Source organism: Rhodoglobus aureus (genome assembly GCF_039527955.1).
GTDB classification, from domain to species: Bacteria; Actinomycetota; Actinomycetes; order Actinomycetales; family Microbacteriaceae; genus Rhodoglobus; species Rhodoglobus aureus.
In genome coordinates, this window is the sequence record NZ_BAAAKW010000027.1 from 1 (window position 1) to 20,713 (window position 20,713).

At 60.2% G+C, this 20,713-nt stretch carries 18 protein-coding genes, 1 rRNA gene and 1 riboswitch; of the genes, 9 read left to right on the top strand and 10 right to left on the bottom strand.

The window, feature by feature from the left end:
* Positions 1 to 85: ribosomal RNA gene (rrf, locus tag ABD112_RS07105) — 5S ribosomal RNA — on the top strand; the annotation flags it as partial.
* 102 nt (positions 86 to 187) lie between these two features.
* Here the strand turns inward: rrf and ABD112_RS07110 are convergent.
* Positions 188 to 853 carry an IMPACT family protein gene (locus ABD112_RS07110; protein WP_343924498.1) on the bottom strand — a complete coding sequence of 222 codons (666 nt, stop codon included), beginning with the start codon at positions 851 to 853 and terminating at the stop codon, positions 188 to 190.
* A gap of 192 nt (positions 854 to 1,045) precedes the next feature.
* On the opposite strand from ABD112_RS07110, the gene ABD112_RS07115 reads away from it, so the two are divergent.
* A complete protein-coding gene (locus ABD112_RS07115; protein ID WP_343924499.1) occupies positions 1,046 to 1,261 on the top strand; it encodes an SCO4848 family membrane protein in 216 nt (71 codons plus the stop codon).
* Positions 1,262 to 1,393: 132 nt separating this feature from the next.
* On the opposite strand, the gene ABD112_RS07120 is transcribed toward ABD112_RS07115, so the two are convergent.
* The gene (locus ABD112_RS07120; protein ID WP_343924500.1) at positions 1,394 to 1,759 is read right to left on the bottom strand and encodes a DUF488 domain-containing protein; all 366 of its coding nucleotides are present in this window, start codon (positions 1,757 to 1,759) and stop codon (positions 1,394 to 1,396) included.
* Positions 1,760 to 1,829: 70 nt separating this feature from the next.
* On the opposite strand from ABD112_RS07120, the gene folP reads away from it, so the two are divergent.
* Together folP and ABD112_RS07130 are read left to right on the top strand one after the other, a co-directional pair.
* Positions 1,830 to 2,735 carry a dihydropteroate synthase gene (gene folP / locus ABD112_RS07125; protein ID WP_343924501.1) on the top strand — a complete coding sequence of 302 codons (906 nt, stop codon included), beginning with the start codon at positions 1,830 to 1,832 and terminating at the stop codon, positions 2,733 to 2,735.
* 6 nt (positions 2,736 to 2,741) lie between these two features.
* Positions 2,742 to 3,491: a pyrimidine reductase family protein gene (locus ABD112_RS07130; RefSeq protein ID WP_343924503.1), complete on the top strand. Its 750-nt coding sequence runs from the start codon at positions 2,742 to 2,744 to the stop codon at positions 3,489 to 3,491.
* Here ABD112_RS07130 and ABD112_RS07135 read toward each other — a convergent pair.
* From ABD112_RS07135 to aroA, 7 genes are all read right to left on the bottom strand, one after another.
* Positions 3,488 to 4,942, bottom strand: coding sequence for an L-serine ammonia-lyase (locus ABD112_RS07135; protein WP_343924505.1), 1,455 nt, complete (start codon positions 4,940 to 4,942; stop codon positions 3,488 to 3,490). The genes ABD112_RS07130 and ABD112_RS07135 overlap by 4 nt on opposite strands.
* Before the next feature lie 147 nt (positions 4,943 to 5,089).
* Positions 5,090 to 5,185: riboswitch (glycine riboswitch) on the bottom strand.
* A gap of 129 nt (positions 5,186 to 5,314) precedes the next feature.
* Positions 5,315 to 6,142, bottom strand: a complete 828-nt coding sequence (locus ABD112_RS07140) for a siderophore-interacting protein (RefSeq protein WP_343924507.1) — start codon at positions 6,140 to 6,142, stop codon at positions 5,315 to 5,317.
* Positions 6,143 to 6,237: 95 nt separating this feature from the next.
* Positions 6,238 to 7,578 carry a bifunctional alpha/beta hydrolase/OsmC family protein gene (locus ABD112_RS07145; protein WP_343924509.1) on the bottom strand — a complete coding sequence of 447 codons (1,341 nt, stop codon included), beginning with the start codon at positions 7,576 to 7,578 and terminating at the stop codon, positions 6,238 to 6,240.
* 145 nt (positions 7,579 to 7,723) lie between these two features.
* Positions 7,724 to 8,224, bottom strand: a complete 501-nt coding sequence (locus tag ABD112_RS07150) for a septum formation family protein (RefSeq protein WP_343924510.1) — start codon at positions 8,222 to 8,224, stop codon at positions 7,724 to 7,726.
* Positions 8,225 to 8,320: 96 nt separating this feature from the next.
* Positions 8,321 to 9,112, bottom strand: a complete 792-nt coding sequence (locus ABD112_RS07155; RefSeq protein ID WP_425563811.1) for an inositol monophosphatase family protein — start codon at positions 9,110 to 9,112, stop codon at positions 8,321 to 8,323.
* Between the two features lie 2 nt (positions 9,113 to 9,114).
* A complete protein-coding gene (rsgA, locus tag ABD112_RS07160) occupies positions 9,115 to 10,176 on the bottom strand; it encodes a ribosome small subunit-dependent GTPase A (protein ID WP_343924512.1) in 1,062 nt (353 codons plus the stop codon).
* A gap of 2 nt (positions 10,177 to 10,178) precedes the next feature.
* Positions 10,179 to 11,597: a 3-phosphoshikimate 1-carboxyvinyltransferase gene (gene aroA / locus ABD112_RS07165; RefSeq protein WP_343924514.1), complete on the bottom strand. Its 1,419-nt coding sequence runs from the start codon at positions 11,595 to 11,597 to the stop codon at positions 10,179 to 10,181.
* Positions 11,598 to 11,646: 49 nt separating this feature from the next.
* Between aroA and ABD112_RS07170 the strand changes: the two genes are divergently transcribed.
* The gene (locus ABD112_RS07170; RefSeq protein ID WP_343924516.1) at positions 11,647 to 12,333 is read left to right on the top strand and encodes a sigma-70 family RNA polymerase sigma factor; all 687 of its coding nucleotides are present in this window, start codon (positions 11,647 to 11,649) and stop codon (positions 12,331 to 12,333) included.
* Positions 12,330 to 12,560, top strand: coding sequence for an anti-sigma factor family protein (locus ABD112_RS07175; protein ID WP_343924517.1), 231 nt, complete (start codon positions 12,330 to 12,332; stop codon positions 12,558 to 12,560). Before ABD112_RS07170 ends, ABD112_RS07175 begins: the two co-directional genes overlap by 4 nt.
* A gap of 109 nt (positions 12,561 to 12,669) precedes the next feature.
* Here ABD112_RS07175 and ABD112_RS07180 read toward each other — a convergent pair whose 3' ends face one another.
* Positions 12,670 to 16,569 carry a multifunctional oxoglutarate decarboxylase/oxoglutarate dehydrogenase thiamine pyrophosphate-binding subunit/dihydrolipoyllysine-residue succinyltransferase subunit gene (locus tag ABD112_RS07180; RefSeq protein ID WP_343924519.1) on the bottom strand — a complete coding sequence of 1,300 codons (3,900 nt, stop codon included), beginning with the start codon at positions 16,567 to 16,569 and terminating at the stop codon, positions 12,670 to 12,672.
* 179 nt (positions 16,570 to 16,748) lie between these two features.
* Between ABD112_RS07180 and guaB1 the strand changes: the two genes are divergently transcribed.
* The 3 genes from guaB1 (at position 16,749) to ABD112_RS07195 (ending at position 20,690) form a co-directional block, all read left to right on the top strand.
* Positions 16,749 to 18,185, top strand: a complete 1,437-nt coding sequence (gene guaB1 / locus ABD112_RS07185; protein WP_343924521.1) for a GMP reductase — start codon at positions 16,749 to 16,751, stop codon at positions 18,183 to 18,185.
* A gap of 148 nt (positions 18,186 to 18,333) precedes the next feature.
* The gene (locus ABD112_RS07190; protein ID WP_343924523.1) at positions 18,334 to 19,656 is read left to right on the top strand and encodes a hemolysin family protein; all 1,323 of its coding nucleotides are present in this window, start codon (positions 18,334 to 18,336) and stop codon (positions 19,654 to 19,656) included.
* On the top strand, positions 19,656 to 20,690 hold the full coding sequence (locus ABD112_RS07195) for a hemolysin family protein (RefSeq protein ID WP_343924524.1): 1,035 nt from the start codon (positions 19,656 to 19,658) through the stop codon (positions 20,688 to 20,690). Before ABD112_RS07190 ends, ABD112_RS07195 begins: the two co-directional genes overlap by 1 nt.
* Positions 20,691 to 20,713 lie beyond the last annotated feature (23 nt).

Here is a 20,713-nt window from a genome sequence, read left to right on the forward strand (position 1 = left end):
TTACATTCCGAACCCGGAAGCTAAGACTCTCTGCGCCGATGGTACTGCAAGGGGGACCTTGTGGGAGAGTAGGACACCGCCGGACTTCAATTGTAAAATGGCCACACCTTCGGGTGTGGCTATTTTGCTTTAACCAGTCGCTGCAGACTCCCAACGCGACCGAGCTTGCAGCTCGTGCTAGCGCTGGTTAGGCGTCTAGTTGAGCGTCAACCCACTCGATTCCGGCAGGCTCGAGCATACGTTCGCCTGCTGTAGCTCCTGCAACCAGCGCTGCCAACTCCGGCTCACCGTCGGGTGTAGAAGCGATCATCATCACCGCTGAGGCTTCGTACTCGGTGCCGAGCACCACGACGCCATGCTGCCGGAGCTCCGCCTCTACGCGGCCGGCAGCCGAGTGCGGAAGCGACAGGCGAAACAGCTGGCGACGCTCCCTTAGCACGAGTCCTTTGCTGGCTACGGCATTCTCGATGGCTGCTGCAGTAGCATCCGAATAGGCGCGGATCAGTCCGCCAGTTCCCAGCAGCGTTCCGCCGAAATAGCGACTCACTACGGCGACACAGTCAATCAGATTGCGACCGTTCAGCACATCGAGGATGGGGCGACCAGCGGTGCCCGACGGTTCGCCATCGTCGTTCGAGCGTCGCACCTGGTCGGGCTGGCTGTTCGAACCCAAGACAAATGCGGAGCAGTGGTGTCGAGCGTTCCACTGCGTCTTGCGAGCCGCATCTATGACGTCGCGGGCATCGGACTCGGTCTCCACGCGCACGATCCGGCACACGAAACGGGAGCGTTTGACGTCAAGCGCGGCCTCGGCCCAAGAGCCGACACCGCCGCGCAAAGTGTGCTCGGCCATTTGCCTATTCTCTCGCAAATAGCTTGTGCGCGGATGCGGATGCGGATGCGGATGCGGATGCGACGCGCGTCAGAGTACCGGCGTCAGCATCACCGTCAGCATGCGCGTGCCGGTGAGCTGCGAGTGCGACTGTCGGCTTGGCAGTGACTGCGCGCCGGCACAGCCCACAGGCGGGCGTAGGCTGAGTGCATCATGGAGCTCTTTGCCGCAATCGTTCTCTTTCTCAGTGCGCTCTTCAACATCGTGGCGTGGCCGCGGTTCTTTAAGCGGGTTAGTTCTGACCCTCGAGCTCGGGATGCGGCGGGCAAGCCAACAGCGTTCTATCGAGTGCATGCGGTGCTGCTTGCCATCGCGCTGCTGCTCGCCGCGGCGTCCGTTGTCGCAGGGATTCTTCTTCTCGGTAGTTAGCTCACGTGATTCTTCAGTTCGCGCATTAGGGCAAGTCGCTGAGTAGTTTGTTGATGCGCATGCCTGGCGATGGCGTAGAGAGCGTGCAAGTTTGGGGCGCTGAGTCCCCGGTAGCGCTGGGGGTCGCCAGCGCTAACCTGCCGCGACGGCGTGTGCGGTGAGGTATTCACTGAGCACCACTGCGTGGTTGACCTCGGGATCCTTCGCACCATACAAAAGTGTGACATGCGGATGGGAGCTCAGCCGGGCCACGATCTCCGGCAGCTGCGTGTTGTCGTCGAGTTCTGCACGGTAGCGGGAGGTGAACTCGTCGAAGGAATCTGGGTCGTGATTCCACCAGGTGCGCAACTCGGGGCTGGGAGCCACGTCCTTGCACCACTCGTCGAGCGCCGCATCCGCCTTGCGGACTCCGCGGGGCCAGAGTCGGTCGACGAGTACGCGATAGCCTTCGGCATCGCGACGCGACTCGTAGATCCGCGAGATCGCAAACTCGGTCACTAGTTAGCACTCCTTAGCTCGCACCCGATTGCCGATGCGCTTGTCAGCATTGTCGCCCAGTATAGGGAGTATGAGTTTTGTGCTGCCGCCGCTTCGGCACCCCCGTCGCACGATTGGCGACCGCACCTTCGACTTCTCCCGCCGGGTGGCGGTGATGGCGATCGTCAACCGCACGCCAGACTCCTTCTACGATTCGGGGGCCAACTTCGCGCTCGAGGATGCCGTGGCAGCAGCTCTGCGTGCGGTGGAGCACGGTGCGGACTGGGTCGACATTGGTGGAGTCCCGTTTGCTCCGGGCGACGCTGTGAGCGTTGAGCAGGAGGCAGCGCGCGTCGTTCCTGCCGTACAGACTCTGCGCGAGAAGTCTGATGTGGTGATTTCAGTCGACACTTTCCACGCAGAGGTCGCGCGGCGTGGCATCGAGGCCGGCGCTAACGTGATCAACGATACGACTGGTCTGAGCGATCCCGATCTCGCCGCGGTGGTTTCCGAGAGCGAAGCCTCGCTCGTTTTGGTGCACTCGCGGGCAAGTCCACGCACTCAGTTCGCGCGACCACAGTACGACGATGTTGCCGCAGAAGTGCGCGATTTTTTGGCGGCGCGGGTAGAGATGGCTCGTGCTGCAGGGGTGCCTGAAGAGCGGCTCTTTGTCGACCCCGGCCATGACCTCAACAAGAACACCCTGCATAGTCTCGAACTCACTCGGCGGCTAGACGTGATCACCGCCCTTGGGCTGCCGACGCTGGTCGCACTCTCCAATAAGGACTTCATCGGCGAAGTGCTCGATAAGCCGAAGTCGCAGCGACTCGAAGGCTCACTCGCCGCCGCTGTGGCGAGTGTGCTGAATGGTGCACGAGTAGTTCGGGTGCACGAAGTCTCCGAAAGTGTGGCGGCAGTGCGAATGGCCGAGGCCATCTTGGGGCTGCGTGAGCCCGCGCTGCTGAAGCACAACATGTCAGATGCAAACGAAAGGTAGATTCTGGTGGCAACCTCATCCGAAATCCGAACACTCACTGCCGGCGCTGAACTTAGCGACGAACAACTGCTGGCCAGCTATGCGATCGCAGATCGTTCCGTGCCGTGGTTGCGCGCCAACTTTGTCTCGAGCATTGACGGCGCGGCAACCCACGAGGGCACTTCGGGTCCGCTCGGTACCGCTTCGGACGGCCGGGTCTTCGCGCTGCTGCGGCGACTAGCGGATGTGATTGTGGTCGGTGCGGGAACAGTGCGCCAAGAGGGCTACAAGAATTTGGCTCTCGACGAGGATGCTGAGAAATGGCGGAAAGCCAATGGCCTCACTCCGCAACCTAGGTTTGCTGTGGTCAGTGCGTCGCTGCGTCTCGAACCGAGCGACCTCGCGGACTATGCCGCACGACCGTTCGTGATCACGACCGAAAGTGCATCGTCGCAGGCTCGTTCGCAGCTAGAGGAGGTGGCCGAAGTGATTGTCGCCGGGGATACGGAGGTCGATACCGTCGAGCTGAAACATGTACTTGCCCAGCGTGGCCACCCCCAACTGCACAGTGAGGGTGGACCGACACTATTTGCCACGATGATCGCTCAAGGAGTGGTCGACGAACTCTGCCTGACCATTAGCCCCCGCTTGGAAGGTGGCTCAGCTCGCCGAATCGTCGATGCTGCCGAGGCAACCCCGCAAGACATGGCTCTGGCGCATGCGCTTGGCGGCGATGACGGCACGCTCCTACTGCGCTACGTACGGGCGGCTCGCTAGCACTCGACAACGTTGACGGCGAGACCACCCATCGAGGTCTCTTTGTAACGCGAGCTCATGTCCTTGCCGGTCTCGGCCATCGTGATGATGACCTCATCGAGCGAGACGCGGTGTTCACCGTCACCCCACAGCGCCATCTTTGCGGCGTTGATCGCTTTGGCGGCGGCGATCGCATTACGTTCAATGCACGGAATCTGAACGAGACCTCCGATGGGATCGCACGTGAGACCGAGGTTGTGTTCCATCGCGATTTCGGCCGCGTTCTCGACCTGCTCGGGTGTTCCGCCCAAGATCTCGGCAAGACCGGCAGCAGCCATCGACGACGCTGAACCGACCTCGCCCTGGCATCCGACCTCGGCACCAGAGATCGATGCCATGCGCTTGTAAAGCACACCAACGGCAGCGCTGGCAAGCAGGAAACGCTCGGTGGCATCATCCTTCGTCACCTGGTCGGCATCTTTCATACCCGGCGCGTAGTGCGTCGCGTAGAAAAGCACAGCAGGAATGATTCCGGCGGCGCCATTGGTGGGTGCGGTGACTACCCGGCCACCCGATGCGTTCTCTTCGTTCACGGCCAGAGCGACTAGGTTTACCCACTCTTGCCAGAAGGCCGGATCACGGTTGGGGTCTTCGCGGCGCAGACGCGCGTGCCAGTCTGGTGCGCGTCGACGAACCTTCAGATTGCCGGGGAGGTTGCCGGTGCGCTCGAGGCTGTTGTTTTTGCACTCGTCCATGACGTCGCGAATGTGGAGGAGCCCCGCGGTGATTTCAGCCTGAGTGCGACGGGCGAGTTCGTTGCGCAGCATCACCCCGCTGAAGCTGAGGCCCTCTGCGCGACAGTGGGCGAGGAGTTGTGCTGCGGTGCGGAACGGGAGCGGATCCGCGACTGCTGCCGGGCCGGTTGAGGAGCTGCCGTCACGGTTGTCACCCTCCCGGTAGATGAATCCGCCACCGATCGAGAAGTAGGTCGCCTCAAGCACAGCGTTGTCATTCGCATCGTATGCCGCGAACCGCATGCCATTGGGATGCCCGTCCAGAACGGTGAGCGGATGAAGCGCAATCGCGCCCTCAGTGAACGGGGTTTCGCGGCTGCCCGCAAGCTGCAGCATCCCCGAACTCTCAATGCGTTCGAGAATCGTCTCCATCTCTGCAGGCAATACCTGGTCGGGGAGCTTGCCCTCCAAGCCAATGAGCACGGCGCTCATGGTGCCGTGACCTGCGCCCGTAGCGGCGAGGGAGCCATAGAGTCGCACGCTGAGCGAGGCGACAGAGTCGAGCATCCGATGTTCGGCAAGGTCTGCAGCGAACGATGCGGCAGCGCGCATGGGGCCGACCGTGTGCGAACTGGATGGGCCAATGCCAACGGTGAACAGGTCAAAGCTGCTGAGGGGAACCTCTTCGAGTGACGGTGTGGGCACTTCGGTTCGGGGCGTCAGATTGCGAATTGGCACGGTGACTCCATTTCTTCACCACACATCTTCGTGCGGGCGTCGTTGAGTCCTCTCCGCTCTGTATCGGGCCTGAGAGTTTCCGCACGCTTGTGGCGTTGCGTTGCCCCGTCGGCGAGTCGGACAGGGCCGACTACTTTTCAGAGTTGCCTAGCCACTGCGGTACTGGTGCCTGAGAGATTCCCGGAGAGGGTTTGCTCCTACGGCGCCAACCAACGATCGGAAGGGCTCTCCCGCAGCGGTATGACGGCTGTTCACTTGTGCCATCAGCATACACTTTCGGCCGCGAACGATGCCGGACTATTATGCGGATGCTGAGGGCTATGTGAGCGGACGCTCAGACTGCGTGGGGTGACCGATTCAGCCTCTAGTCCTCTAATCCTCTGGATCGGTGGGATCGATCGGGTCGTGGTGGTCGGCATTCGTGATGCCACGACGCCAGTACCCGTCGGCCGCGACCTGCTGTTTGGGCAAGCCCAGTTCACGGCGCAGGTAGCGGCGCAAGGGGACCAGAGTTGTCGCCTCTCCGGCAAGGAAGACAAATGTCGATTCCCCGATCTCGCCGAGCGCACGCAGTGCAGCATCCAGTTGACCGAGGCCGTCGCGGCGGTAGAACCATTCGACCGACATCCGTGCCTTTTGCTCGTCGGGGAAGTAGCTTTCAACACTCTCGTCAGACACATCGAACAGTGCGGTGATGTGCACTGACGTGGGAAGCATATTGATCCACCGTGAGCTGGCGGGAAGTGCGGTTTCGTCGGCGATCAGAATCACGTGGGTGGCTCCACGGGGAAGCAGTTTCGATCCACGGGGGCCAGCGATAACGAGAGAGTCGCCTACCGTCGCGTGACCAGCCCAGGCTGAGGCTGGGCCCTCGTCACCGTGAACAACGAAATCAATATCGAGCTCGTGCTGGCCGCCGGTGCTGCGAAAACCGAGCGGGGTGTAGTCACGAGAGATCACTACGCCGCCCTTGGGCTTGCTGATGCCGGACTCGGTCATGGCGGGAGCCGCGAGTTCGCCGGTTGCCGGGTCAGGAAAGAATACCTTGACGTGGTCGGTGGGCCCGCTGCTGACAAAGCCCTCAAGCTCGTCACCGCTCAGAGTGATGCGCGCGATGTTTGGCGTGGGGTGACTCACCGCGCTGACAGTGACGTGTCGGATGACGAGGGGATGCTTGACGGTGTCGCGTTCAATGGTCATAGGGGATAGGCGCGAACGCCAGCTCATTTCATTCAAAAAGTTAGGCTTGCCTAACTAGCCTATATCGTGTGTGCTGAGAGTTCTAGACGCTCGCGCTACGCCCTTGCAGCGGTGACACTCGTTGTAATCGAAATTTCGCCCTCCAACGTGCGATGCACGGGGCACTTGTCCGCGATGACTACCAGCGCATCGCGCTGCTCCTCAGAGAGCTCTCCTTCGAACGTGAGCTCACGAGTGATGTGCTCAACCATTCCTTCGGTGGAGGTGCAGTGGTCGCACCCGGAGGCATCGATACGCTCGCGGGTCAACCGCACGCTCACGCCAGTCAACGGCATCTTCTTACGGTCGGCGTACATCCGAATCGTGATCGAGGTGCAACTGCCGAGCCCCGCGAGAATGAAATCGTATGGGCCTGGCCCATGATTCTTGCTGAGCGGTGCAGGCTCGTCAGCGATGAACTCATGCCCTGAGGCGAACACTTGCTGCTCGTACCGCGCAGGACCGCTCTCGCGGACGATCACCGAGCTCCCGTCTTTCGTGACTGTGGCGGTTGGGTCCGCGGTCGGTGCTGTAGCAGTCTCGGCAGGTGCGGCAGTGGCAGTCGGTGTGCCGGCTGGCGCTGCGGTGCCTGCAGTGGTTACGGCGCTAACGGTGGCCGCGGAACTCGCGGACAGTGACGCTGTGCTCCCGAAGGCGTAACGCGCAGCCCATGCCGCAATAATGCTGGCGGCAAACGCAGCGTCGTCGCGATTGCTGAGCAGATGATCCGCCCCGTCGAGCGCTATGAACGATTTGGGATGCCTGGCTGCTTCGAAAAGCTCGCGTGCGTTGTCGATGCCGACTGTCTGATCGACAGGGGAGTGAACGATGAGAAGTGCGGCATCCAAATCTCGCAGGCGGGCGGCCTGAGGTTGGGCGGCGATATCGTCGAGCAGTTGTTTGCGAATCCGGAACTCGCGCCCGCCGAGCTGCACGTTCGCTTCGCCTGCCCTCTCGATCTCGGCGCTGGCATCGGCAAACAAGTTCGTGATGTGGGACGGGTCGCTCGGGCTGCCGATGGTCACAAGTGCTCGCGCGGAAGGAACCTGGTGGGCGGCAGCAAGAATGGCAGCGCCGCCAAGGGAATGTCCGATGAGCAGTGACGGTGCGCGGTAGGTGTCGCGCAAGTACTCCGTCGCAGCAACGACGTCCTCGATGTTCGACGAGAAGTTTGTGTTCGCGAAGTCGCCATCCGATCCACCGAGCCCGGTGAAGTCAAAACGAAGCACGGCGATTCCATAGTCGACTAGTGCTTTGGAGATTCTGGATGCGGCGAATGAGTCCTTCGAGCACGTGAAGCAGTGGGCAAACAGCGCAAAAGCAGCAGGCGTGCCCTCTGGCAGCTCTAGCCGCGCGGCAAGCATGTTGTTGTCTGATCCAGGAAACTCGATCTTCATTGTCGCTACCACCTTGTGTTCGAAGCACGTCCAGCTTTTCTCATCCAGCTAATGGGTGCAACACGTTCGTCGGTGCAGATTGTTCCCTTAACGAACTGAGCGGCCGCACGAAGGCGAAAATCTTCGGCAGCCCTCGGGGAAAACCCTACTTAGCTACTCCTGCGAGTGAACCAGAGATCTGCTCTCCGCCATCGTGATAAACGATGCACAGAATTTCGCGATCGCCGTCAGCCCAACTTGACTCAGTGGGGTAGTACCAGGAGTAGTTGTACATTGAATCGTCCCAATCGGCGCCAACGAACGACTCGAATCCAGCGTAGCAATCGGCGTCGGCTTGGGCGACGATCTCCTCATCGCTGGGAAAGTCACCATCAGGAAGGTAAGACGCAGCGTAGATTTCGCCTCCGTGAGGCTCAGCGCAGTCGATTACTTTGGTTTCGGAGACCTCGCCCTCGGTCGGGTTGCCAGCCTCACAGTCACCAACCTCGAGGCTGAAGACGTCTTGAGTGGTGCCGGGGCCGGGGTCTACGGCATCCGAAATTCCATTGGTCACTTGATCGAGGACGCTGCAACCACTGAGAGCTGCTGCTGCGGCAGCCACCGTTGCGATCGCGAGCGCCCGGCGCCAGATTTTTTCCGTCGTCATGGAAGGCAGTCTCTTTCGTCGGAACGTAGGCACGCTTCGTACTAGTCAAGCGTAGTGAACTCAGCGTATTCACAGGTAACCCGCAACGGCGAAACCTTAGTGAGAGCGCAAGAAAGTGAGCACTTCATCATGAATTGTTCCATTGGTGGCCAGCGCGTTGCCGTGCCACGGCCCCGGCTCACCGGTAACGGACGTGAATTGCCCACCGGCTTCGAGCACAATCGGAATCAGCGCAGCCATGTCATAGGGCTTCAGATCGAACTCCCCGACAACATCTAAAGCACCTTCGGCGAGCAACATGTAAGCCCACATGTCACCGATCGCACGCGAACGCCAGGTTGCGCGGGTGAGCGCAACGACCGCGTCGAGGCGACCAGCGTCATCCCACCCGGCCAAACTGTTGTAACTAATGGATGCCGCCTCTAGCGAAGCGACCTTGCTCACCGAGAGCTGCTCGGGCTCGCCGCCGTGAGCCTGAGCAAACGCGCCATGCCCGGTCGCGGCCCACCAGCGCTTGCCGAGCGCTGGCGAACTGACCACGCCAACCTGCGGGACTCCGTCAATAACGAGCGAGATCAGCGTTCCCCAAATCGGGACGCCACGCAAAAAGTTGGAGGTGCCGTCGATGGGATCGATGATCCACTGGCGGTTCGAATCGCCCGCCTCGCCATACTCTTCACCCAGAATCGAGTCTCCGGGACGGGCAGCAGCGATGCCCGCACGGATGCTGCGTTCGACAGCCTTGTCAGCATCCGTCACCGGCGTACGGTCAGGCTTAGTGGTGACCTCAAGATCGAGCGCCGTGAAGCGGTCAAGCGAGATGAGGTCAGCATCGCCCGCAAGCGCGAGAGCAAGAGAGAGATCGTCAGCGAGAGTGTATTCGGTCACCACTACACGCTAGCGGAACCCAGTGTGGTGATGAGTCGCTGAAACGAATCCAATCTCAGTCGACCAACGTCACCGAGCGCCCCAGCCGCGACCGCTTCGGAGATCGCGCAGTCAGGAGCATCTGGAAGGTGCGTGCAGCCGCGAGGGCACTCTTCAGCGAGCACCGCCAAATCAGTAAACGACGACAAGATCTTGCTTGGATCGATGTGGCCCAAACCGAACGACCGAACACCGGGGGTATCAACAACCCAGCCAGACCCAACACGGTACGAGATCGTTGACGACGACGTGTGTCTGCCGCGACCGGTAACGGCATTGACGTGGCCAACCGCACGATTCGCATCCGGAACCAGCGCGTTCACCAGCGTCGACTTGCCCACGCCTGAGTGGCCTACCGCCACGGTGGTATGACCATCCAAGAGCTCGCGAAGCTCGTCGAGAGGAACCTCATCTGACCGGCTGGCGATCACCCCAAACTCGAGCCCGGCAAAGTTTTCCAAGAACGCTGCGGGATCTTGCAGATCAGTTTTGGTGATGCACAGGATGGGAGTAATTCCGGCATCGTAGGCAGCCACCAAATAGCGGTCAACAAGTCGCGGTCGCGGCTCAGGGTCGGCCGCGGCAACAACGATGAGCATCTGGTCTGCGTTGGCCACAATGATGCGTTCTACGGCATCCGTGTCATCTGCACTGCGGCGGAGAAGCGTTGTGCGTTCGCGGATGCGAACGATGCGCGCGAGAGTTCCCTCTGTTCCGCTTGTGTCACCAACGAGGTCGACCCAGTCGCCGGTGACAACCGAGACTTTGCCCTGCTGATTGCGCCCGAGTTCGCGGGCACGCGCGGCAATGATTTGGCGTTCGTCAGCGGTTCCCTCGTCGACCCAGATTCCGTATCGCCCGCGGTCGACGCTGAAGACGCGACCCTCGATAGCGTCGGCATGTTCTGGACGAATCTTGCTGCGGGGCTTGTTGGCTTTGGGGTTCGGGCGCATGCGCACCGAACTCTCGTCGTACTCGCTGTACTTGCGGTCGTCGTCATCGTCATCGCCAGTGAGCCAACTCATCGTTACAGCAATCCGAGGCTGGTGGTCGTGTTGGTGGTGGTCAGCGGGACATCTCCAACGAGCGTCGCCCAGAGTGCAGGGAACTGGGGGAGCGTCTTTGCGGTAGCGTCGATTCCTTCGATCTCTACGCCCTCAACGGCGAGCCCGATGATTGCGCCAGCGGTCGACATCCGGTGGTCTTCATAGCTATGCCACACGCCGCCGTGAAGCTTACGCGGCTCAATGTGCAAGCCGTCGTCGAATTCGGTTACCGCTCCACCGAGGGCATTGATCTCGGCGCTCAGCGCGGCAAGGCGATCAGTTTCGTGCCCGCGCAAATGCCCGATTCCCGTGATTGTGCTCGGGGATGAGGCCAACGCGGCCAGCGCAACGATTGCCGGCGCGAGTTCGCCGCCCGTGCTCAGATCGAGTTCGATCCCTGGATAGCTACCGCCGCCGATGACACCCGTGCCGCCGTTAATGGTGAGCGCACCGTCGGCACGAGTAGCTGTTGCGCCGAACAGGGGCAGAAGCTGTTCGAGGTCTGCGCCAACCTGAGTCGTGGAAGCCGGCCAACCCTCAATCGTGACCGATCCGCCAGCGACAACAGCCGCAGCAAGGAACGGAGCAGCATTCGAGAGATCAGGTTCAAGTTCGACATCGATCGCGCGAATCGGACCAGCAGGCACGACCCACACGCCAGGCTCTGGGCTTTCGACGATGACACCGCGCGCAGCCAAGCACGCAATTGTCATCTCGATGTGGGGCATGCTCGGCAGCTTCTCTCCGGTGTGACGCAGCGTGAGGCCGTTGTCAAAACGTGCAGCAGCCAATAGCAGGCCAGAAACAAACTGGCTAGACGCCGATGCATCGATACTGATGTCGCCACCAGCAACGGAACCCATGCCATAGAGGCTGAAGGGGAGTGTTCCACGACCATCGGCGGAAACATCAACGCCAAGCGCACGCAGCGAATCAATCGTGGTGCGCATCGGGCGACGTCGAGCTGCCTCATCCCCATCAAAGGCGATCGGGCCAAGTGCGAGGGCTGCTACCGGTGGCAAGAAACGCATAACGGTTCCGGCAAGGCCGCAATCGATCGAACTTCCACCCTCGAGTTCACCGGGAGTGATGGCAAGATCCGGGCCAAAGACGTTCCCCGTCGGGACTTCTGTGATTCCGACGCCGAGAGCGCGCAACGCTTCAATCATGAGCGCGCTGTCACGGGAGTGCAGCGGCGAATGGAGAACGGAAGGGCCATCCGCCAGCGCAGCCAACACTAATTCGCGGTTAGTGAGGCTCTTGCTGCCCGGGAGGCTCAGCGATTCTGACAGGGCGTGCGAGACCGTTGGTGCTGGCCAATTGCCGGGCACCGTAGTCTCTGGAACCGAGTCGTCGTCGTAGGGGCTGAACTCTGGGTTGGAATACTTGGATACGAACATTAGTTACTAAGAGTATCGACGTTTTACACCCTACGGAGGAGGCACCTGCATGACTGCATTATTGAGCACTCAGCCGGATGCCGTGATCAGCGAACTAGGATTGTCGCTGATGACTACCGACAGAGTTGAGCCCAGCGCCACCGACACCGCCGCAGCAGACAAGCGACGGCAGTTTGAAGAGCAAGCACTCCCCTATATGGACCAACTCTTTGGTGCCGCAATGCGCATGACCCGCAACCCCAGCGACGCTGCCGACCTCGTGCAAGAAACGTTTGTCAAAGCGTTTCAGGCATTCGGACAATTTCAGCAAGGCACGAACCTGAAGGCCTGGCTGTACCGCATCCAGACCAACACGTTCATCAACATCTATCGCAAGAACCAGCGCAGTCCGTATCAAGGCACCATCGACGAACTCGAAGATTGGCAGCTGGGCGGCGCAGAGTCGATAACTCAGTCAGTCTCCACGCGTTCGGCCGAAGCTGAAGCGATCGATCACCTGCCAGACAGCGCGGTGAAAGACGCACTTCAGTCGATCCCCGAAGATTTTCGATTCGCAGTGTATTTCGCCGATGTCGAAGGCTTCTCCTATCAAGAGATCGCCGACATCATGAAGACCCCCGTAGGAACGGTAATGAGTCGACTGCACCGCGGCCGTCGCATGCTGCGCGAACTATTGGCCGACTATGCGCGTGACCGCACCCCCGGCACGCCCGCATCATCAAGGAGCAAGAAATGACCGATTGCGGTTGCGAAAAAGCTAAAGCCGAACTCGAGGAATACCTCGACCGCGAATTGAACGAAGCAGACTTTCAGGATGTCTCAGATCACCTAGAGAACTGCGAATCATGCACGAGCGAACACCTCGTTGCGCTCGCGCTTAAGCTCAAAGTCAAGCAGGCCTGTCGCGAGACAGCGCCAGATGAACTGCGCAACGCAATCCTGTCGAAGCTGGCAGACGCCTAAAGAAGTGCGACACCGAGCGCCAGGCTCAGTGTGGCGTAGAGCGGCAACGCGAAAGCGGGCATCCTCCGAAGAGGACGCCCGCTTTCGTCGTTAACGCGGTTGTACGAGCCTAGGGCTGCGTAATCGCGTGATCGATCAGTTCTGCCTGCTCGAGCGCGCTGCGCTTTGATGAGCCGGTTGCCGGCGATGCAGCTGCTGGTCGCGACGCGAGCTTGATGTCGCCCGACCGGAGGTGGCGTGCCAGTTCCAAGCTAATAAACGGCCACGCACCCTGGTTCTCGGGCTCATCCTGAGTCCACACGGTGTCGGCGTTCGGGTACTGCGCGAGCACCTCTGTCATGTCGGTGACGGGCAGCGGGTAGAACTGCTCCATGCGCACTACTGCGATATGAGTGATCTCGCGCTTGTCGAGTTCAGCAACGATGTCGTAATACGTCTTGCCCGACGTGACGATCACACGAGTGACACCCGACTTGTCTTCGAGGCGAACGTCATCGAGCACTGGCTCGAAACGACCACTAGTGAAGTCGGCAACATCACTCGTTGCGCCACGCAAGCGGAGCATCGCCTTAGGCGTGAACACGATGAGTGGTCGACGCGGACGCGAATATGCTTGGCGACGCAGCAAGTGGAAGTACGAGGCAGGAGTCGACGGCCGAGCAACAATCATGTTGTTTTCGGCACACATCTGCAGGTAACGCTCGATGCGGGCTGACGAATGATCGGGGCCCTGCCCTTCATAACCGTGCGGGAGCAGCATGACAACGCTTGAACGCTGCGCCCACTTCTGTTCGGCGCTGGAGATGAACTCGTCGATGACGACCTGGGCGCCGTTGGCGAAGTCACCGAACTGGGCTTCCCACATAACGAGAGCGTCGGCACGCTCTACCGAGTAGCCGTACTCGAAGCCCAACGCCGCGTACTCGCTGAGGAGCGAGTCATAGATCCAGAAGCGCGACTGATTTTCAGAGAGGTTCTGCAGAGGCAGCCACTCTTGACCGTTTTCGCGGTCGTGCAGTACAGCGTGACGCTGCACGAAGGTGCCGCGGCGAGCATCCTGACCGGCCATACGCACCGGAGTTCCCTCAAGCAGCACCGAACCGATAGCCAACAACTCGGCGAATGCCCAGTCGATGGCACCCTTGCGGCTCATGTCTACGCGCTTGCGTAGCAGTGCCTGCAACTTGTTGTGAACCGTGAAGTTGGCCGGTGGGTTGCCATGCGCGTCACCGATGAGGTGAACGATGCTCTCGTCGATTCCCGTCGTGATGGGTTCACCGACAGCGTCGTCGCGCTGCGAGCCCGGACGTTCCAGATCGGAGGTTCCGTTGCCGTCGTGCGTGAGAATCGGCATTGAACCGGTCTGCGCTGCATGCGTTTCAGCGAATGCGCGCTCCAGACGATCCTGGAAGTCCTGGTGGCTGGCTTCGTATTCTTCCTGAGTGATATCGCCACGACCGACAAGACCCTCGGTGTAGAGGGTACGAACGGAACGCTTGGCCTCGATCAGGTTGTACATCAGCGGCTGCGTCATCGAAGGGTCATCGCCCTCGTTGTGGCCACGACGGCGGTAACAAATCAGATCGATAACAACATCGCGGTGGAACTTCTGACGGTACGCAAAGGCGAGCTCAGATACCCGAACCACAGCCTCGGGGTCGTCACCATTCACGTGGAAGATCGGAGCCTGAACCGTCTTAGCGACATCGCTGGAGTACTGCGACGTACGAGCCTCACCGGGAGGGGTCGTGAAACCAACCTGGTTATTGATGTTCAAGTGGATCGTGCCACCCGTGCGGTATGCGCGCAGTTGCGACATCTGTAGGATTTCGACCACGATGCCCTGGCCAGCCATTGCGGCGTCACCGTGAACCATCACCGGAAGTACTGCGTAGGAACCAATCGGGCGGCGGTCCTGCTTAGCGCGAACGATGCCCTCAAGAACTCCGTCGACGGCCTCAAGATGTGACGGGTTTGCCGCAAGGTAGACAGGAATCTGGCGACCATCGGCAGCAGTGAAGGTGCCCTCGGTGCCGAGGTGGTACTTCACATCGCCCGAGCCCTGAACGGTGCGCGGGTCTTGAGTTCCTTCGAACTCGCGGAAGATCTGACCGTAAGTCTTGCCAGCAATGTTTGTCAGAACGCTGAGGCGACCGCGGTGCGCCATGCCGATTGCAACCTCTTCGAGGTTAGCTTCTGCGGCTTTCTGGATGACGGCATCCAGCGAAGCGATCGTTGACTCTCCACCCTCGAGGCTGAAGCGCTTCTGACCGACGTACTTGGTCTGCAGGAAGGTCTCGAAAGCTTCGGCCTCGTTGAGCTTGCCAAGGATGCGCATCTGCTCGTCATGGCCGGGCTTTGTGTACGGCTTCTCAACGTGATCCTGAATCCAGCGACGCTGTGCAGGGTCCTGAATATGCATGTACTCGATGCCGACAGTGCGGCAGTAGGCGTCCCGAAGCATCCCGAGGATCTCGCGGAGCAATGCCTGACGCTTGCCGCCGAAGCCACCCGTGACGAACTCGCGGTCAAGGTCCCAGAAGGTGAGACCGTGGCTCGAGATATCGAGGTCGGGGTGCGAACGCTGACGGTACTCGAGCGGGTCAGTGTCAGCCATGAGATGACCGCGAACCCGGAAAGAGTTAATGAGCTCTTGAACGCGCGACGTCTTGTTGACGTTGTCCGCAAGGTCGACGCTGATGTCGTTAGCCCAGTGAATTGGGTCATACGGGATGCGCAGGGCGGCGAAAATGTCTTCGTAGAAGTGGCTTTCACCAATGAGTCGCTCGTGGATTTTCTTGAGGAACTCGCCAGAACCTGCACCCTGGATGACGCGGTGGTCATAGGTGCTCGTGAGGGTAATCGTCTTGCCAATACCCAGCTCTGTGAGGGTGCGAAGACTTGCGCCCTGGAACTCGGCCGGATATTCAAGTGCTCCAGCGCCGACGATCGTTCCTGAACCACGCATGAGGCGAGGGACAGAGTGCTCGGTGCCAATGCCGCCGGGGTTGGTCAACGAAATGGTGTTGCCCATGTAGTCAGCGCCGGTGAGCTTGTTGGCTCGAGCACGCGAAACCACGTCTTCGTAAGCAACAAGGAACTCGCCAAAGCCCATGGTTTCGGCCTGTTTGATGCCGGGAACCACGAGAGCGCGCGTGCCATCAGGCTTAGGCATATCGATGGCGATACCCAAGTTGATGTGCGCGGGAGTAACTACCGAAGGCTTGCCGTCTGGCTCGTCGTAGTAGACGTTCTGGCTGGGGAACTCTTTGAGAGTCTGGATGATCGCCCACGCGATGAGGTGGGTAAACGACACCTTGCCACCACGAGCACGCTTGAGGTGATTGTTGATGACAATGCGATTGTCAATCATGAGCTTGGCAGGGATGGTGCGAACGCTTGTCGCGGTCGGAACCGTGAGGCTCGAGTCCATGTTGGTGGCGAGGCTCTTTGCCGCGCCACGAAGTGGAGTAACAATGTTCTCTGACTGAGGCTTCGGTGCCGCAGGAGCCTGAGTGGTGTCGATCGGCGTTGTGGTCGGTGCCTCTGCCGGAATCGGCTGAGGCTTGGGTTCCACCGACGTGGTGCGTGCTACCGGTTGGCTGCCAGTGCTGGGGTTTGGCTCGTCGACGAAGGGCTTCTCTGCCGGCTTCTCGTCGGCAGGTGCCTGCTCTGCTGGCGGGGGCCCAGCTGCCTGAGGTTCAGCTGGCGCCTGAGGCTCTGCTGGCGCCTGAGGCTCTGTCGGCACCTGACGCTCTGCCGGCGTTTCAGCTGCAGGCGTCTGTGCTGGCGCAGCGTCTGCAGCGTTAGACGTCGCGACAGGAGTTTCGTCTGTCGGTGTGGGCTCGACCGCTGGCTGGTAGTTCTCCAAGAACGGCCACCACACTTCATCCACAAGTTTCTTGTCTTCGAGGTACTTTTCGTACATCTCGTCGACCAACCATTCGTTGGCCCCGAACTCGCCCGAGGAGTCACCTTCTGGTGCGATTCCGGTTACTTGGCCTGACACGTCAAACCGCCTACTTTCAGTTCTGGTGTGTGAAAAAGTGACGTGCATTCCGCACGCCGGACATCACGTTCAATCTTAATCGCTTTGTTGTGCGTCTGCTGGCCGTCAGGTGCATGGATCCTGCTTTTTTGAAACTTTTATCAAGAATGTTCCCATTCGGTGGCGATTACGCTGGGGTTATGGATTTCTACGAGACCACACCGCGGCACGACCTGACGTACTCAGATGTGTTTCTGGTTCCCAGTCACTCATCGGTCGGCAGCCGAATGGCAGTCTCGCTTGCCCCCGGAGACGGAACGACCGCGACTATTCCGCTCGTGGCATCCAACATGAACTCTGTCACGGGGCCACGCCTCGCGGCTAGCCTTGCGCGGCGTGGTGGCCTCGGCGTTCTGCCGCAAGACCTGAGCAGTGACGAGATGGATGCCGCAATCGCTTGGGTGCGCTCACAGCCGGTCGATCTTGATTCGGCTGTCTATCTCAGCCCCCGTGTTTCGGTTGAGCAGGCACTGCTGCTGGTTCCGCCGCTTGCCGGTCACGGAGTGGTGCTGACGGAGAATGGCGCGCTCGTGGGAGTAGTTGACGCCGAACGTCTTGGCGACGCAATGCCGGGGGCAGCTCTCGGAGATCTCCTGCGGCGCGACACCCACGCCATCGACCGCTCAGATTTCAACTCAGCGCGCGAACTATTCGACCTACTTATTGAGCGTGGAATCGACTTTGTTCCCGTAACTGACGGCGACACCATTGTCGGCACGACGAGCGTCAAGAGTGCCTTGCGGTCGACGCTCTACGCGCCGGCCCTCGATAGCGAGGGAAAGCTTGCGGTGGCTGCAGCGCTCGGAATCACTGGCGATATTGCCTCCCGTGCGTGTGCACTAGTCGCAGCAGGCGCAAGCACTCTGGTGCTTGATACTGCTCACGGTCACCAAGACGGGATGGTCCGGGCGGTGGAGAAGGTTGCGGCGCTGAATCTTGGGGTCGCAATTGCTGCCGGAAACGTCGTGACGGCGGCGGCTGTGCGCGATCTCGTCAGGGCTGGAGCCACCATCATCAAGGTTGGTGTTGGCCCAGGCGCGATGTGCACAACCCGCATGATGACCGCGGTCGGGCGTCCACAGTTCTCGGCAGTACTTGAGACGGCGGCAACCGCGCGCGAACTTGGAGCCCACGTGTGGGCGGATGGGGGAGTGCGCTACCCGCGAGACGTTGCGTTGGCGCTCGCAGCGGGTGCGGCATCCGTCATGGTCGGCTCCTGGTTTGCTGGCACGATCGAAGCCCCTGGTGAACTCCGTCACGACGATGCTGGTGCGCTGTACAAGACCAGCTGGGGAATGGCATCCACCAAGGCCGTACGCGCCCGTTTTGGTGGGCTTGATCCCTATGAGCTGGCCCGCAAGGAGCTGTTCGCCGAAGGAATTTCGGGCTCAAAGATCTACCTAGACCCATCCCGACCATCACTTGACGATCTGGTCGACATGATTACTTCGGGTGTTCGAAGCTCGTTTACCTATGCGGGAGCGTCAAACCTCAATGAGTTCCATGACCGGGCACTCGTGGGAATCCAGTCGGCAGCAGGGTATGAAGAGGGCAAAGCGTTGCCCGTGAGTTGGTAACTCAGCAGCGGTTGCGCAGGAATTTGGCCTATACTCAAGCCCATAATGGACGACCCTCCCTCTAGTTGTCGCCGGGGCCGAAATCCCGTGCGATCATCACCTGTCTCTCGCCCTTCCTCTCTCGCTCCCTCATTGGGGGTGACTTCACATGAATGAGTGGCTGCTACTTGCCGCTGGCCTCGTTCTCACCGTAGGCACCGGACTTTTTGTGGCCTCCGAGTTTGCGCTTGTTAATCTCGATCGCTCCGAGCTAGAAGCTCGTCAAGAGCGTGGAGAGAAGCGACTCGGCCCCGTAATTTCGGCGTTGAAGCACACCTCGACGCACCTCTCGAGCGCGCAGCTCGGCATCACGTTGACGACGCTGCTTGCCGGCTACACGCTCGAACCAGCGTTCAGCACCTGGCTGTCGGTTCCGTTGGGCGCGGTGCTTCCGGAAGCGGCTGTCACTATCATCGCCTCCATCTTGGCTATTACTTTTGCCACGCTGCTTTCCATGATTATTGGCGAGCTTGTCCCGAAGAACTTTGCGCTCGCGCTGCCTAAGGCCACGGCAAAAGCTGTTGTTCCGTTTCAGGTTGTTTTCACGGCGGTCTTCCGCCCCGCGGTCACTCTCTTGAACAACACAGCGAATGGGATTCTTCGCAGCATTGGCATCGAGCCGAAAGAGGAGCTCTCGGGTGCCCGCACAGCAGAGGAGCTCACGTCTCTTGTGCGCCGATCGGCAAGCCAGGGAAGCCTCGATAACGACACCGCCACTCTGTTGGCCCGCACCCTCGCCTTTGCGGATCACACTGCGCAAGACGTCATGACTCCGCGGCCGCGCGTCGACAGCATCGATCGCACCGACAGCGCTCAAGACGTTATTGATCTTGCCAAGCGCACTGGTTTCTCGCGCTTTCCTGTGATTGACGACAGCATCGACGACATCGTCGGTTTCGTCCACGTCAAGCAGGCTGTCGCTGTGCCTCACAAGAAGCGCGCGGACGTTCCCGTCTCTGCTCTGCAGACTGAAGCTCTTTTAGTACCTGAAACCATGCGGTTGGATGCACTGCTCGCCGAATTGCGTGGCCGTGGCTACCAGATGGCGGTCGTCGTTGACGAATACGGCGGCACCGCGGGCGTCGCGACGTTAGAAGACTTGGTCGAAGAGCTCGTGGGCGAAGTGTCTGACGAGCACGATCGTTCGAAGGCAGACGTTGTGCGCTCGCGCGACTGGTTTACTTTCCCCGCTATCTTGCGACCCGATGAGCTTTTGGAGCGCACCGGTGTTGAGGTGCCAGAAGAGGGCCCATACGAAACTGTTGCCGGCTGGTTGATGAGTGAGCTCGGTCGCGTTCCGCGCACCGGCGACACGATCACTGCTGTGGGTGGAGTGTTCCGTATCGAACGATTGGAAGGCCGACGAATCGACCGCGTGAGGTTTACGCCCGATCCGATTGTCAACGCTAGCGACGCTGAGGTGGTGAGCTAATGGACGTCTGGGGAATTGTCTGGCTATTCGTGCTGTTGCTCGTCAACGCCTTCTTCGTTGGGGCGGAGTTTGCTGTCATTTCTGCGCGCCGATCACAGATCGAGCCGCGTGCCGAAGCTGGATCTCGTTCAGCGAAAACGGCGCTGTGGGCGATGGAGCATGCCACGCTGATGTTGGCGGCCTGCCAGCTGGGAATCACGATCGCGTCTCTGCTGATCCTGAATGTGTCAGAACCGGCTATTCACCATCTGCTGGAGATCCCTCTCGCCCTCACCGGCCTGAGTGAAGAACTAATTGGCACTATCGCATTCATCTTGGCTCTGATCATCGTGTCGTTCCTGCACGTAGTTCTTGGTGAAATGGTGCCAAAAAACTTGTCGTTCTCGGTACCAGACCGTGCGGTGCTGTTGCTGGCCCCACCGCTCGTGTTTATCGCAACGGTGTTCCGCCCGATCATTGTCACGCTCAATGCGGCAGCCAACGGCATTCTTCGGCTGTTCGGTGTGACGCCGAAGAGCGAGGCGAACAGCGTGTTTACGCTTGACGAAGTTGCCACGATTGTTGCGCAGTCCACTCGAGAGGGTGTTCTCGCTGACGCGAGTGGAACTCTCACGGGTGCATTCGAGTTCACATCGAAGAAGGTTCGGGATGTCGCCATCCCGATGTCTGGTCTGGTGACGCTGCCTGAGGATGCCGCCCCTGCCGATCTCGAGAAGGCGGTCGCTCAGCGCGGATTCTCGCGTTACATCCTGCTGAACGATGCGGGCGAACCAACCGGCTACCTGCACTTGAAAGACGTGATTGATCTCGACGAGAGCGAATTCAGCGAGCCTGTTCCGCCCAAGCGGATTCGTCAGTTGCTCTCGATGTATCAAGAGACTGACCTTGAAGACGCACTGGCGACGATGCGTCGTTCAGGCGTGCACGTGGCGCGCAGCTTCGATGCCATCGGTGAAACCACAGGGGTGCTGTTCCTTGAGGACATCATCGAAGTGCTCGTTGGCGAGGTGCAAGACGCTACCCGGCGTCGCTAGTACGCAGTCAACTATCGTTTACG

Bases quoted from the DNA above. Each gene is read 5' to 3' on its own strand.
- ABD112_RS07115 (WP_343924499.1), top strand. From the start codon at position 1,046: ATGGAGCTCTTTGCCGCAATCGTTCTCTTTCTCAGTGCGCTCTTCAAC.
- aroA (WP_343924514.1), bottom strand. From the start codon at position 11,597: ATGTTCGTATCCAAGTATTCCAACCCAGAGTTCAGCCCCTACGACGAC.
- ABD112_RS07170 (WP_343924516.1), top strand. From the start codon at position 11,647: ATGACTGCATTATTGAGCACTCAGCCGGATGCCGTGATCAGCGAACTA.
- guaB1 (WP_343924521.1), top strand. From the start codon at position 16,749: ATGGATTTCTACGAGACCACACCGCGGCACGACCTGACGTACTCAGAT.
- ABD112_RS07150 (WP_343924510.1), bottom strand. From the start codon at position 8,224: ATGACGACGGAAAAAATCTGGCGCCGGGCGCTCGCGATCGCAACGGTG.
- ABD112_RS07175 (WP_343924517.1), top strand. From the start codon at position 12,330: ATGACCGATTGCGGTTGCGAAAAAGCTAAAGCCGAACTCGAGGAATAC.
- ABD112_RS07110 (WP_343924498.1), bottom strand. From the start codon at position 853: ATGGCCGAGCACACTTTGCGCGGCGGTGTCGGCTCTTGGGCCGAGGCC.
- ABD112_RS07145 (WP_343924509.1), bottom strand. From the start codon at position 7,578: ATGAAGATCGAGTTTCCTGGATCAGACAACAACATGCTTGCCGCGCGG.
- folP (WP_343924501.1), top strand. From the start codon at position 1,830: ATGAGTTTTGTGCTGCCGCCGCTTCGGCACCCCCGTCGCACGATTGGC.
- ABD112_RS07195 (WP_343924524.1), top strand. From the start codon at position 19,656: ATGGACGTCTGGGGAATTGTCTGGCTATTCGTGCTGTTGCTCGTCAAC.
- rsgA (WP_343924512.1), bottom strand. From the start codon at position 10,176: ATGAGTTGGCTCACTGGCGATGACGATGACGACGACCGCAAGTACAGC.
- ABD112_RS07190 (WP_343924523.1), top strand. From the start codon at position 18,334: ATGAATGAGTGGCTGCTACTTGCCGCTGGCCTCGTTCTCACCGTAGGC.
- ABD112_RS07140 (WP_343924507.1), bottom strand. From the start codon at position 6,142: ATGACCATTGAACGCGACACCGTCAAGCATCCCCTCGTCATCCGACAC.